Origin of the sequence: Nonomuraea sp. NPDC048916 (assembly GCF_040649575.1) — a bacterium.
Taxonomy (GTDB): Bacteria; Actinomycetota; Actinomycetes; order Streptosporangiales; family Streptosporangiaceae; genus Nonomuraea.
Map to the genome: position 1 here is coordinate 1 of NZ_JBEZFS010000026.1, position 13,068 is coordinate 13,068.

Genomic DNA, 13,068 nt, shown 5'->3' on the forward strand with positions numbered 1-13,068 from the left:
ACCGCTGTCCTATCGAGGGCTTCGTTGCCTAAGGGCGCCAACGCACTATCCGTCACCGAATCGCGACGATAGGCACCCAGGCCAGCCACGCTCGACGCCAGCGAAAGCGCTCGCTACCTGCAGAAATGCCTTAACTCACCGGCATTGTTCCGAGCTGGGAGGATGGGGCTTGTCTAAGGTCCTGTCCACGCCAGATCGAGAAGCACTTTCCACGTGAAGACTATCGCCTCCCACCGCACCATTACCGCCTCTGCCGACGGCACCGGGCTGCTCTCCCACGCCGGGAGCCTGCTGCTGCTCAAGACCCTGCACGTCACCGGTCTGGACCGGGCACTGTCGGCGCAGCTGGAGCGCTGGCGACCGGCCCGCACGGTGCACGACACCGGCAAGATCGTGGCCGACCTGGCCGTCGCCCTCGCGCTGGGCGGAGACTGCCTGGCCGACGTCGCCCTGCTGCGCGCCCAGCCCGACCTGTTCGGCCCAGTCGCCTCCGACCCGACCGTCTCCCGTCTGATCGACCGGCTCGCCCGCGACGAGGTCAAAGCGCTCAAGGCGCTGCGCGCAGCCCGGGCTCTCGCCCGCGAACGCGCTTGGCACCTGGCCGGAGCTGAGGCGCCGGGCAGCGACGGCGAACTGATCCCGCTCGACATCGACGCCACCATCGTCATCGCCCACTCCGACAAACAGCACGCCGCTCCGACCTGGAAACACACCTTCGGCTTCCACCCGCTGGCGGTCTTCGCCGACCACGGCCCCGGCGGTTCCGGCGAACCCCTGGCCATCATGCTCAGGGCGGGCAACGCCGGCTCCAACACCGCCGCCGACCACATCGAAGCCACCCGGCTGGCTCTGGCCCAACTCCCCAAGCACCGCCGACGCCAGGTGCTGATCCGCACCGACTCCGCCGGCGGCACGCACGAGTTCCTGACCTGGCTCACCAAGCCGGGCCGCCGGCTGTCGTACTCGATCGGGTTCACCCTGACCGAGCAGGTGCAGCAGGCCGTGCTACGCCTGCCCAAGAGTGCGTGGACGCCCGCCTACGACGCCGACCGGCAGGTACGGCCCGGCGCCTGGGTCGCCGAGCTGACCGGCCTGCTGGACCTGACCGGCTGGCCCAAAGGCATGCGCGTCATCGCCCGCAAGGAACGCCCGCACCCCGGCGCCCAGCTGCGTTTCACCGACGTCGACGGATGCCGCGTCACCAGCTTCGTCACCGACGCCAAACGCGGCCAGCTCGCCGACCTGGAACTCCGCCACCGCCGCCGGGCCCGCGCCGAAGACCGCATCCGCTGCGCCAAGGACACCGGCCTGGCCAACCTGCCCCTGCACCACTTCACCCGCAACCAGATCTGGTGCGAACTCGTCGCCCTGGCCTGCGAACTCCTGGCCTGGATGCAGATCCTCGCCCTGCCTGGCACAACAGCCCGCAGCTACGAGCCCAAACGCCTGCGTCTGCGCCTGTTCGCGGTGGCCGGACGGCTGGTGCGCGGCGGCCGACGGCTACGCCTGCGCATCGCGGGGCGATGGCCCTGGGCCCGTGACATCCTCACCGCGCTGATGCGCCTGCAAGCGCTGCCAGTCCCGCCCTGACCAGCCACAACCCGCCCCTACGACCAGGAAAGGACACCCGCGGGCCCGTGGAACCCCGCCCACTCGGCGCGACAGCCGGGCCAGTGTGCTGACCACAGCACGCATTCCACCTTCAGCCGAACCGATCAACCGACCACGCCAAGATCACGAAAGATCGAGGTCTCAACGCCAGAAAGCGAGCGAGTTGGGGGATGTTTTCGGTGATCTCCGAAAGCGCCCAGCCCTCAGGGTCATCGGCTCCGAGAGCTTCGAAACAGGCTCGCAGTGCGACCACCGCATCGCGATCCACTTGGTTCATCCCGACATCTCACCACAGCCTCATACGCAAGGCCCCAAGGATGATCCTCGGGGCCATGTGCTCAGGTGGTCAATGCGCTGCATCCCGGCGTTCCAGGCTTGCGTTGAGCTGGTAGAGAGCCCTGCGGGTCTCCGGGCTGGCAGCGCGGGTGCTGCGCCTGGCCGCGGTCGGCGTCGGGTCACCACTGGTTGATGAGCGGCGTGTCCGGTTCGTGCTGCCGCCAGGCTTCGGTGAGGCGGGCGAGGCGGGTGGGGGCGCCGATGCCGCGCACGGTTGCGATTTTGCCGTTGGTGATGTCGAACGTCACGGCGCCGACGACCTGGTCGCCGAGCACGAAGAGGATGGCGGGGGCGCCGTTGACGAGCGCGTAGTGGATGGCGGGCGTGCCGCCGGCAAGTCGCCGTTTCGCGGGTGTGGGTTTGAAGCCGGCCCGTGCGACGGCGGCGATGCCCTGCGGAGTGTCGTACTGCAGCAGCGTCTCGGTCAGGCCGGCGGCGCTGTCGGAGATCGCGGTCGCGTCGTCGGTGAGCAGCGCCACCAGCCGGTCGGTGTGGCCCGAGGAGGCAGCGGCGAGGAATTCTTCGACGATCCTGCGGGCGGATGCGGGGTCGACTTCGCCGCTGCCGCGGCGGCGCGCGGCGGTGATGCGGCGCCGGGCCCGGTGGAGGTGCTGCTGGCTTGCGGACTCGGTGAGGTCGAGGATCTCGGCGATCTCGGCGTGGCTGTACGAGAACGCTTCGCGCAGGAGGTAGACGGCCCGCTCGAGGGGTGACAGGCGCTCCATGAGAGTCAGCACGGCCAGGGAGACCGATTCGCGCTGCTCGAAAGTGTCGGCCGGGCCGAGCATCGGGTCGCCGTCGAGGAGCGGTTCGGGCAGCCAGGCGCCGACGGTGCGTTCGCGGCGGGCTTGTGCCGAGCGGAGCCGGTCGAGGCACAGGTTGGTGACGACCTTGGTCAGCCATGCTTCCGGCACCTTGATCCGCTGCCGGTCGGCGGTCTGCCAGTGCAGGAACGCATCCTGCACGGCGTCTTCGGCGTCGGCGGCGGAGCCCAGCAGCCGGTACGCCAGCGAGGCCAGCCGGTTCCGGCTGGCCTCGAACCGACCGGTGCCGAAGCGATCAGTGGCGGTGCTGTCCACGCGGACCACCCTAGGCAGCTACGCGACCGCCTTCGACGACGACGTCTGGTGCCAGTCGACGATCGCCTTCTCGGCGGACACATCCGGCGCGGCGGCCAGGCGGCGCTTGCGCTTGGGCACGCCGAAGGTGGGGTGCGAGTTGGCCCACAGCGAGACCTTGAGGATGCCCGCCTTGACCCGCGCGGCCTTCCGGCCGCCCACATACTTCGGCTTTGCTTGCCCTTCGTCGTCGACCATCTGCAGAATCCCGTCCCGCCGCCCGAGGCTGATGTGGTTGTACGAGTAGACCAGCTTGGTGTTCGCAATCTTGCGGCCGGTCAGGCGTCCCACGATCGCGGCGATCGCCTGCCCGCCGGTGAAGCCGGCCGAAGCGCAGGACATCGGCAGCGGCCGGCCGTTGTCGCCGAGGGCGTAGGCGCTGTCGCCGACGGCGTAGACGTTCGGGTGCGAGACCGACCGCATGATGCGATCGACGACGATCTGACCGTTCTCGGTGACCTCCAGCCCGCTGGCGGCGGCGATGGGGCTGACCGCGAACCCGGCCGTCCACACGGTTGCGTCGGACGCCAGGGCGGTGCCGTCGGCGCACAGCACCCGCGTCGCTTCGACGGCTTCGACGCTGGTGTGCTCCAGGACGGTGATGCTCAGCCGGTCGCAGGCCTGGCGCAGGTGGCCGCGGGCTCCGGCGGAGAGCCGTGCGCCCAGCTCGCCGCGGGCGACCAGCGCCACCGACAGGCCGGGCCGGGATTCGGCGATCTCGGTGGCGGTCTCGATGCCGGTCAACCCGTCGCCGACGACCACCACACTCCCGCCTTCGCCCCGCCTGCCCAGGCTGTCCAGGCGCTCGCGCAGGCGCAGCGCCGAAGGCCGGCCGGCGACGTCGAAGGCGTACTCGGCCACGCCGGGGACCCCGCAGTCGTCGCCGTGGCTGCCGAGCGCGTACAAAAGCGTGTCGTAGCCGAGTTCGCCGCCGCCGTCGGCGTCGGCCACGGCGACGACCTGGCGCTCGGGGTCGACGGCGGTGACACGGGCCACGCGCAGCCGTATCCCCGTGCCCGCGAAGACGTCGGCGAGCTTCTGAGCCTCGATCTCCCGGCCGGCCGCCAACTGGTGCAGCCGCAGCCGCTCGACGAAGTCCGGCACAGCGTTGACCACGGTGATCTCAGTGTCCTCCGGGGACAGCCGGCGGGCCAGGTTCCCGGCCACGTAGGCCCCGGCATAGCCGGCGCCGAGAACGACGATGCGGTGCTTCATGTGTTGCTCCTGTCGGTTCGCTTGCTCTCGGTGAGTTGAGCGGAACGGCGCCCCGATTGCTGACAGGAACTGCATGTGACATGGCTCACGGAGCGACAGGATCATTGCGAGGCCAGCTCGGGGGGCGGGTGCCCCGGTCGACCTTCGGGACCTTCTCCGCAAGGGGGCGTCCGGTTTCAAGTGATCAAGACGTGGAAGACCTCGACGGACCCCGACTACGAGGCGAAGAAGAACCGGGTGCTCGAGCTCTACGACACCGCCGATGGCAAGACCGCGCCTGGCGACGACGATCCGCAGACCGTGTTCTGTATGGACGAGTTCTGACCGCTCAGCTTGCTGCCCCGACCGGGCAAGCATTCGCTACTCGCTGGTGATGGCTGAAGGGTCTGGGGTTCGAATCCCAAGGCGGCTCCAGGCCCGATGCCCTCCGAGATCACTCGGAGGGCTTCTGGGTGTCCGTCGGCTGGCGCCGCAGCCAGGTCCGCACGCAGCAGGTGTTCGGCACACTCGCCAACGTCGGCGTCCTCATAGCTGGGCCAATACCACCTGCAATCCACCCGTAAGCCGATTGCAAGAGGCCCGTCCCAGATTGCGTTTGCCGATGAGCAGTGCCTGGCCAGTTTGGTCGTTTGCCGACGGCAGGGCACCTCAACGCCTCGACGGGAGTTTCTCAGAAGGGATGTATCCCCTGGCCATCAAGTCTTTGAGCGGACGCACAATGGCTGCTTTGACGGTTGGTGTGCTCGCCGGGTCCCTCTTTGCGGCGGGCGGCATGGCCGCCGCATCCTCAGACTCCGACGCCATCTACGCCTGCGTCAAGAACAGGTCGGGCGACGTCCGCATCGTCGCCGAGACGAGCACTTGCAGGGCCAACGAACGCAAGCTTTCCTGGAACGAGAACGTCCCACAGGGACCGGCCCACTCGGTCAAAGCGAGCATCGAGCACGCGGACTTCAACTTCCCCGGCAAGGGCCACAAGACCGTTTTCTGTCCCAGCGGAAAGACCGCGACGGGCGAAGGCTTCTTCCTGGACGAGCCCTTGGAGAACGGCTGGGAGGTCATCGCGAGTGCTCCTATGGGGACCAAGGACAAGCCCTCGGGCTGGGTGGTCGGCGTCAGGAAAGCCAAGGGCACCGTCTACGTGATCTGTGTCTGATATCCGCTCGGCAGGGCTCGGGGCTCCAGTGAGCATGGGGTTGTGCCCTCCCCGGCAACGCGGAGGCGGGCCCGCGCAAGGTGTGCGTACGCACCGACGAGTAAGCCCGCGTGAATCGCGGACCCTCCTTTGGGGGAAAGCCTGCCGGATTCTCACATGATGTCTCGCCGCAACGGTGCCGCGACGGCGATGGCGACCGCGATCAGGGCGTAGCAGACCAGTACGGCGCCGCCCGCCGGCGCGGACAGCAACTGGGCCGCGGAGGTGCCGGTCTGGCTGGCGATGGCGTCAGCCAGGTAGGTGAAGCCGGTCAGCGCGGCGGTCGCGCCGCCGGGGAGATAGGGGTAGAGCACTTTGATCCCCGGGATGAGCATCAGCACGGTCTCGATCATGTAGAAGTAGGCGCCGACGACGACGAGGGCGGTCACCTGGTTGCGCAGGAGGGCGCCCACGGCGACGCCCAGCAGGGTGTAGACGGCCATGGTCAGCGCGATGCGGGCCAGCAAGGCCGCGACCGTGGCCGCCGGGAGGCCAAGAGTGATGCCCTTGAGCGCGGCCGCGCCGAAGAGGGCGCCGCCGGCCACGGTCGCGGCGAGCGCGCCGTAGGCGAGCCCGGCCCCGGTGTAGACCGCCAGCTTGGCCGCGAGCCAGGTCCAGCGCCTGGGCGCGAACAGCGTCGTGGTGGTGATGGTCCGGTGCCGGTACTCCGAGGACACGGCGATGGTGCCGAGCAGGGCGGGGGCGAAGACGGTGAAGCCGAGCAGGCCCAGCAGCACGTGGGCTCCTTGGGTGGTGTCCAGCCCTGGCAGCGGCGGGGTGAAGTTCTCCGGGCCGACAAGTGCGAGCAGGCCAACGAGGGCTCCGCTTCCCAGCGCGGCCAGCAGACCCCACAGCCAGAGCCTGGTGCTGGTCAGGCGGGTCCATTCCGCGGACAGGAGCGCGGTCATCGGGGGCCTCCGGTGAGGTGCAGGAATGCCTGTTCGAGGGTGGGGCGTTCCGGGGTGATCTCGTGCAGCGTGATTCCGCGGGAGGTGGCCGCGGCGGCGATCTCGGCGGTGCTCAGGCCGTGGATGCGCAGGAGGTCCGGTCGCGAACGCTCCACCCGGGTCCCGGCCTTCGTCAGGCCGGCGGCGAAAAGGTCCGCTTGCGGGGAGCGGACCAGCACGGTGGCCGGGCCGTACAACTCGGTGACGGGTGCGGTGGTGACCAGGTGCCCGTCGCGGATCACCACCACGCGATCGGCCATGTGCTCGACCTCGCCGAGCACATGGCTGGAGACGAGGATGGTGCGGCCGTCGGCGGCCAGCTCGCGGACGAGATGACGCAGCCAGGCGATGCCTTCGGGGTCCAGGCCGTTGCTCGGCTCGTCCAGCAGCAGCACCTGGGGGTCGCCGAGCAGGGCGGTGGCCAGGCTGAGTCGTTGCCGCATGCCGGTGGACAGGGTGCTCGTGAGGCGGCCGGCGAAGGCCGACACCCCGGTCAGGTCGGCGACGTGCCGCACCCTCGCCGCGCCGTACCGGCCCATGCGGGCGTAGACCCGCAGGTGGTCGCGAGCGGTGTGGGCGGGGTGGAAGCCCGCGCTGTCCAGCACGGCGCCGACGGCGGCCGACGGGCGGGGCAGGTCGGAGTAGCGCCTGCCACCGAACGTGGCAGTGCCGGAGGTCGGCGCGATTAGGCCCAGCATCATCCGCATGGTGGTGGTCTTGCCTGCGCCGTTCGGCCCCAGGAACCCGGTCACGGTGCCCTCTCCGACGTCGAAACTGAGGTCGGTGACGGCGCTGATCGAACCGAACGTCTTGGTCAGGTCGCGCACCTCGATCTTCATGCCATCACCGTCATCAGCCGGCGCTGAAGCCGTTCGGCGTCCGGGACGCTGAGGATCAGCTCGTCATGGCCCGAGGCCCGGCCCTTCAGGACGATCCGCAGACCGGCGGCCTCTCGCCGGGCGGCGACCAGACGCTTGACACCGGTCAGGGACGTCCAGGTGCCGACCTTGATGACGCCAGAGACGAGCAGGCCGTAGTGCGTGCCCGTGGCCGCGGCGAGCGGCCGGTCGAGCAGGTGCACCTCGGCGATCTCCGCCAGCGGCACGCTCACCGCGCCGGTCCTGGTGAACAGCCGAGCCCACGGGAGGAAGCGCACGGTCAGCGTTTCCTGATGAATCTCCACCTGCATCATGATCTGTCCTCCAAGTACTATCTGTTCTATTAGATGTATATCAGATAGAGTGTCGGTGTGCAGCTGACCCTTGACCTCGACAGCGAGGTCCCGATCTACCAGCAGATCCGGGACCGGATCGTGGAGGCGATCGCCAGACGGCAGGCCCGGGAAGGTGACCCGCTGCCCTCCACGCGGCAACTCGCCGCGGACTTCGGCATCAACTTCCACACCGTGAACAAGGCCTACGACCTGCTCCGGCAGCAGGGCGTCATCCGGATCAACCGCAAGAGCGGAGCGGTCGTGCGGCGCGATGCCGCCACCGGCCCGCCCGAGACGCCCTTCATCGACGACTGGGAGGAACGCATGCGTGTGCTGCTGGCGGAAGCCACCGTCCACGGCATGGACCGGCAGGACGTGCTGCGCCGGTGCGAGGCGCAGCTGACCGGCTTCGAGGAGAGCGCGTGATCCCGCTGCTGATCCTCCTCGCCCTGGTCACCTGCCTCATGTGGATGCTGCCGGCGCTGACCAGGCCCACGCTGCCGTTCGGGGTGCGCGTGGGCGTCCAGCGGGTGGGCGACCCGGCCGTCATCTCCGCGCGGCGCCTCTACGCTCGCCTGGTCGTCGTGGTGGCCGTGCTCGCTGCGGCGATCTCGATCCCCGCGCTGTTGGTGACGGGATCATCCGTCGTGATCGGACTCGCCGCGACCGTGGTGATCGTCGCGGATCTGCTGCTTTACCACCGCGCTCATCTCACGGTCCGCGCCGCCAAGCACGCCGGTGGGTGGGCGGCCGACCGGCGCCAGGCCGTCACCGTGGACACCACCTTCCGCACCGACCCGGTCCGGGTGCCGTGGCTGTGGGGGCTGCCCGCGATGGCCGTCCTGCTGCTCACCGCGGGCCTCGGCTGGGCGCGCTACGGCGAGCTGCCCGCCACGCTCCCGCTCTTCCCCGGGTACGGCACGGCCTCCTCGAAGCGCGAGCCCACGACGCTGCTGAGCGCCTTCCAGCCGGTGATCTACCAGGTGATCGTCACCCTGATCGTCCTCGCCGTGGTCATGGTCGTGCTGCGTGCCCGCCCCGACCTCGACGCCGCCAGACCCAAGGGCTCGGCCCGTCGTTACCGCATCTACCTGCGCGGCGTCGCGGCGATGTCGCTGCTGTCGGCGGCCTGCCTGAACCTGAGCCTGTTCCTCGCGGCTCTGCCGCTGTGGGAGATCGTCACGTCCACGATCGTCTGGCAGGTGGCCGTCTGCGTTCCGCTGGTCGCGCTGCTGGGCGGGTGGCTGGCGTGGGAGGTCAAGGTGGGCCAGGCCGGGCACCGGCTGCCCGCCCTGCCCGGCGAGGAGCGGGAGGACTCCGGGATCGACCAGCGCGACGACGACCGCCACTGGTTCCTCGCCGGCGCCGTCTACGTCAACCGCCGCGACCCGGCCCTGCTCGTGCACGCCCGTCTCGGCTCCGCCTCGTGGACTCTCAACCTCGGCCACCCGATCGCCTGGCTCCTGATCGGCGTCCTCGCCGTCGCCCTGGCCGTGTTCGCCGTGCTCGCGCTGGCCGGCGTCGTCGACCCGCCTCAGAGGCACAACCTCTTCTGAGGCTCCCCGCGCGGTCAGATGGCCGGCGGTGTGCCGGAAATCATGCCCGTCGGCGGGTGGTGGGGGGTCCCTTCACGGCGCGATACATGGCAAGGTTAGGCTCAGCTAACTTCTGCAGAGCTGTAGTTGGAGTCTTGGCCGGACTCCGCTTCGCCGACAAAAGGAAACGTCACGTGTCCGTCCAATTCCCCAAGGCCATGGTCGCGCTGGTCGCGAGTGGCCTGCTGTTCGGGCTCGCCGCCTGCGGCGCGGAGTCCGAGAGCGGGTCCGGCGCCCTCGCCCCGAACGACAAGAAGATCACTGTCTACAGCGGCCGCAGCGAGTCGCTGGTCAAGCCGTTGCTGGAGAAGTTCACCCAGCAGAGCGGCATCGCCGTGGAGGCCCGGTACGCCGCCACCGCCGCCATGGCCAGCCAGTTGCTGGAGGAGGGCGAACGGTCCCCGGCGGACGCCTTCTTCGCCCAGGACGCGGGTGCGCTCGGCGCCGTGGCCAAGAAGGGCCTGTTCGCGCCGCTGCCGGATGACATCACCGGTCAGGTGCCCGAGTCGTACCGGGCCAAGAGCAAGGAGTGGGTCGGGGTCACGGCTCGATCGAGGGTCCTGGTCTACAACCCCGAGCTCGTGGCGAAGACCGACCTGCCCACCTCGGTCTTCGACCTCACCGGGCCGCAGTGGAAGGGCAAGATCGGTGTGGCCCCGACCAACGCCTCCTTCCAGGCGTTCGTCACCGCCATCGTGGTCCAGCACGGAGAGGCGAAGGCCAAGGAGTTCCTGGCCGGGCTCAAGGCGAACGAGCCGCAGATCCGTGACGGCAACGGCCCGATCCTCGAAGAGGTCAACTCGGGCAAGCTCGCCGCCGGCCTCATCAACCACTACTACCTGGGCGAGCTGGCCAAGGAGCAGGGCACGACGCCCGACGCCCTCACGGCCAAGCTGCACTTCTTCCCCAATGGGGACAGCGGCGCGCTGGTCAACGTGGCGGGTGTCGGCGTGCTGAAGAAGGCCGCCGAGGACCCCGAGGTGGCGACCTTCGTCAAGTATCTGCTCAGCGCCGACGCGCAGAAGTACTTCGCCGAGCAGACCTTCGAGTACCCGGTCGTCGACGGCGCCGCCCCGCCCGCGGGAGTGCCGCCGCTCAGCGAGCTGAAGGTGCCCACCGTGGACCTCAACGACCTCGACCAGCTCGAAGCCACGATCGCGTTGATCAAGGACTCGGGGCTCGTTCCCTGAGCATGACATCGCACCTTGGCCGGCGGCTTGGGCGGGCGCTGCGGGTGACCGGGCGTCCGTCCAGGCCGCTGCTGCTCGCTCTCTCGGTGGTGACCGTCGCCGTCGCGCTCGTCCCCGTGGTCTACCTCGGAGTCAGGACGGCCGAAGCCGGCTGGGCGCGCATCGGCGAAGAGCTGCTCACCGTGCGGGTGGCGTGGCTCGCGTTCCGCACTCTCGGCCTGGCGGCGGTGGTGACCGCCGGGTGCCTCGTGCTGGGGGTCGGCTCGGCGTTCCTGGTCGTGCGGACCGATCTTCCGGCCAGGCGCCTGTTCGCCGTGCTCGCCGCCCTGCCGCTGGCCGTGCCGACCTACATCGCCGGATTCGCCTGGCGGTCGACCGTGGACGGGTTCGAGGGTTTCTGGGCGGCGGCACTCGTACTGACGCTGTGTTCTTACCCGTACGTCTTCCTGCCGGTCGCCGCGGCGCTCAACGGGGCCGACCCGGCGCAGGAGGAGGTGGCGCGGTCGCTGGGCAGGAGCCCGTGGCGCGCCTTCACCGGCGTGACGCTGCGGCAGATCCGCCCGGCGCTCACCGGAGGCGCGCTGCTGGTGGCGTTGTACGTGCTGTCGGACTTCGGCGCGGTGTCGATCGTGCGGACCGACACGTTCACCCGGGCCATTTTCGTCGCCTTCGACCTCGGTTTCGATCGGACCGGTGCGCTGGTGCTGTCGAGCGCGCTGGTCGCGCTCACGATGCTCATACTCGCTGGTGAGACGGCCAGCCGCCGGCGCGGCGCCCGCTACGCCCATCTGGGCGGCGCCCGCCGGCAGCCGGCCCGGCTCCGTCTCGCCCGGCTGCGCCGGCCCGCGGTCGTCGCGCTGGTCGCCCTGGCGGGGCTCTCGCTCGGCGTCACCGCGGTGAGCCTCACCCACCGGATGATCCAGGGCGTCTCACGGCCGGGGGCCTGGGCCGAGGTGGTCGCCGCCATGGGCAACTCGCTGTGGCTCTCCTTCGCCGGCGCCGCGCTCACCATGCTGCTGGCGCTGCCGCTGGGGCTGCTGAGCGCCAAGGCGCCCGGCCCGCTGGCCACCACGCTCGACCGTCTCGCGTACCTCAGTCACGCCCTTCCGGGCCTGGTCATCGGCCTGTCCCTGGTGTCCTTCGGGGTCACCCTGGCCTACCCGCTCTATCAGACGACCTGGCTGCTCGCGCTCGGCTACGCCGCACTGTTCCTCCCGCTGGCGGTGGCCGCGGTCGCCGGAGCGGCGGCCCAGGCGCCTCCCGTGCTGGACGACGTGGCCAGATCGCTGGGCCGGGGACCGCTGTCCGTGCTCCGCACGGTGACCCTGCCCCTCACCCTGCCGGGTATCGGCGCCGGCGCCGCGCTGGTCTTCCTGACCTGCATGAAGGAGTTGCCCGCCACGCTGCTGCTGCGTCCGACCGGCACCGACACGCTCGCCACCGAGCTGTGGACGCACACCACCGTGGCCGCGTACGCGGCCGCGGCCCCCTACGCCGCCCTGCTCGTGGCGCTGTCATCGGTGCCCACGTGGCTGCTCACCGCGCGCACCGGCATTCTCACCCGGGAGCCCTCACGATGAGCCGACTGGAACTACGCGGGATCGCCAAGCGCTACGGCGCGGTGGACGCGCTCGCCGGAGCCGACCTCACCGTGCCGAGCGGCGCGCTGCTCGCCGTGCTCGGCCCGTCGGGTTGTGGCAAGACGACCCTGCTGCGCTGCGTGGCGGGCTTCGAACGGCTCGACGCCGGAGAGATCGCCGTCGACGGACGGACCGTCGCCGGGCCGGGGGTTCACACGCCCCCGGAACGCCGGCACATCGTCATCGTCCCGCAGGAGGGCGCGCTGTTCCCGCACCTGTCGGTGAGAGACAACGTCGGGTACGGCCTGAGCCGTGAGGAACGGCGTTCGGACCGGGTCGAGGAGGTGCTGACCCTGGTGGGGCTGTCCGGCTACGGCGACCGGATGCCGCACCATCTGTCCGGCGGCCAGCAGCAGCGGGTGGCGGTCGCCAGGGCGCTGGCGCCACGGCCGTCCGTCATCCTGCTCGACGAGCCGTTCAGCGCGCTCGACGCGGCATTGCGCACCGAACTGCGGCGTGACGTGCGAGCGGCGCTGCGGGCCGACGGGGCGACCGGCATCCTGGTCACCCACGACCAGGGCGAGGCCCTTTCCGTGGCCGACCAGGTCGCGGTGATGCGCGAGGGCAGGGTGCTCCAGAGCGGCCCGGCGGTCGAGGTCTACCGGGCGCCGGCGGACGCGTGGGTGGCGGCGTTCGTGGGCGAGGCGGTGTTCCTGCGCGCCGGGAACGGCGTCCGGCCGGTCACCGGCGGCACCGCGCTGTCCACGGCCCTCGGGCCGATCACGGTCGCTGAGCTGCCGGGCGGGACGGGCGACCTCACCGTCATGGTGCGCCCCGAGCAGATCCGCGTCACCACGGCTTCGGCCGGCCCGGCGGTGACCGCGACCGCGATCGGCCACGACTTCCACGGCCACGACGCGACCGTCACCCTGCACCTGGCCGACGGCACCCGGATCACCGCCAGGGTGCCGGGCCACGCCGTTCCGGTGACGGTGGGCGCGACCGTGGGCGTACAGGTGGAAGGCGTCTGCCGGGCCTGGCGCGACCGGGCGTGAGCCGCGCCGGGGG

At 70.4% G+C, this 13,068-nt stretch carries 13 protein-coding genes; 8 read left to right on the plus strand and 5 right to left on the minus strand.

Going from position 1 to position 13,068, the window contains the following annotated elements; translation table 11 throughout:
• Positions 1-213: 213 nt before the first annotated feature.
• Positions 214-1,590: an IS1380 family transposase gene (locus tag AB0C16_RS26330; RefSeq protein WP_357686618.1), complete on the plus strand. Its 1,377-nt coding sequence runs from the start codon at positions 214-216 to the stop codon at positions 1,588-1,590.
• A gap of 476 nt (positions 1,591-2,066) precedes the next feature.
• Here AB0C16_RS26330 and AB0C16_RS26335 read toward each other — a convergent pair whose 3' ends face one another.
• The gene (locus AB0C16_RS26335; protein WP_357686619.1) at positions 2,067-3,026 is read right to left on the minus strand and encodes a sigma-70 family RNA polymerase sigma factor; all 960 of its coding nucleotides are present in this window, start codon (positions 3,024-3,026) and stop codon (positions 2,067-2,069) included.
• Positions 3,027-3,044: 18 nt separating this feature from the next.
• Complete coding sequence (locus AB0C16_RS26340; protein WP_357686620.1) at positions 3,045-4,280, minus strand: FAD-dependent oxidoreductase; 1,236 nt, start codon at positions 4,278-4,280, stop codon at positions 3,045-3,047.
• A 180-nt stretch (positions 4,281-4,460) separates the two neighbouring features.
• Here AB0C16_RS26340 and AB0C16_RS26345 point away from each other — a divergent pair, with 180 nt between their 5' ends.
• Together AB0C16_RS26345 and AB0C16_RS26350 are read left to right on the plus strand one after the other, a co-directional pair.
• The gene (locus tag AB0C16_RS26345) at positions 4,461-4,604 is read left to right on the plus strand and encodes a hypothetical protein (RefSeq protein WP_357686622.1); all 144 of its coding nucleotides are present in this window, start codon (positions 4,461-4,463) and stop codon (positions 4,602-4,604) included.
• Between the two features lie 277 nt (positions 4,605-4,881).
• Positions 4,882-5,436 carry a hypothetical protein gene (locus AB0C16_RS26350; protein ID WP_357686623.1) on the plus strand — a complete coding sequence of 185 codons (555 nt, stop codon included), beginning with the start codon at positions 4,882-4,884 and terminating at the stop codon, positions 5,434-5,436.
• Between the two features lie 152 nt (positions 5,437-5,588).
• Here the strand turns inward: AB0C16_RS26350 and AB0C16_RS26355 are convergent, their stop codons facing one another.
• The 3 genes from AB0C16_RS26355 to AB0C16_RS26365 are packed head-to-tail and all read right to left on the minus strand — an operon-like array spanning position 5,589 to position 7,614.
• Positions 5,589-6,383 carry an ABC transporter permease gene (locus AB0C16_RS26355; protein ID WP_357686624.1) on the minus strand — a complete coding sequence of 265 codons (795 nt, stop codon included), beginning with the start codon at positions 6,381-6,383 and terminating at the stop codon, positions 5,589-5,591.
• Positions 6,380-7,261 (minus strand): ATP-binding cassette domain-containing protein, encoded by an 882-nt coding sequence (locus AB0C16_RS26360; RefSeq protein ID WP_357686625.1) that lies wholly within the window; start codon positions 7,259-7,261, stop codon positions 6,380-6,382. The genes AB0C16_RS26355 and AB0C16_RS26360 overlap by 4 nt, the downstream gene beginning before the upstream one ends.
• Entirely contained in the window at positions 7,258-7,614 is a 357-nt protein-coding gene (locus AB0C16_RS26365) for a hypothetical protein (RefSeq protein WP_357686626.1), read from the minus strand. Before AB0C16_RS26365 ends, AB0C16_RS26360 begins: the two co-directional genes overlap by 4 nt.
• A gap of 57 nt (positions 7,615-7,671) precedes the next feature.
• Here AB0C16_RS26365 and AB0C16_RS26370 point away from each other — a divergent pair, with 57 nt between their 5' ends.
• The 5 genes from AB0C16_RS26370 (at position 7,672) to AB0C16_RS26390 (ending at position 13,055) form a co-directional block, all read left to right on the plus strand.
• On the plus strand, positions 7,672-8,061 hold the full coding sequence (locus AB0C16_RS26370) for a GntR family transcriptional regulator (RefSeq protein WP_357686627.1): 390 nt from the start codon (positions 7,672-7,674) through the stop codon (positions 8,059-8,061).
• Positions 8,058-9,191, plus strand: a complete 1,134-nt coding sequence (locus AB0C16_RS26375) for a hypothetical protein (RefSeq protein ID WP_357686628.1) — start codon at positions 8,058-8,060, stop codon at positions 9,189-9,191. The genes AB0C16_RS26370 and AB0C16_RS26375 overlap by 4 nt, the downstream gene beginning before the upstream one ends.
• A 173-nt stretch (positions 9,192-9,364) precedes the next feature.
• Positions 9,365-10,420 (plus strand): iron ABC transporter substrate-binding protein, encoded by a 1,056-nt coding sequence (locus AB0C16_RS26380; RefSeq protein ID WP_357686629.1) that lies wholly within the window; start codon positions 9,365-9,367, stop codon positions 10,418-10,420.
• A gap of 2 nt (positions 10,421-10,422) precedes the next feature.
• Complete coding sequence (locus AB0C16_RS26385) at positions 10,423-12,000, plus strand: iron ABC transporter permease (protein WP_357686631.1); 1,578 nt, start codon at positions 10,423-10,425, stop codon at positions 11,998-12,000.
• Entirely contained in the window at positions 11,997-13,055 is a 1,059-nt protein-coding gene (locus AB0C16_RS26390) for an ABC transporter ATP-binding protein (protein WP_357686632.1), read from the plus strand. The genes AB0C16_RS26385 and AB0C16_RS26390 overlap by 4 nt, the downstream gene beginning before the upstream one ends.
• Positions 13,056-13,068 lie beyond the last annotated feature (13 nt).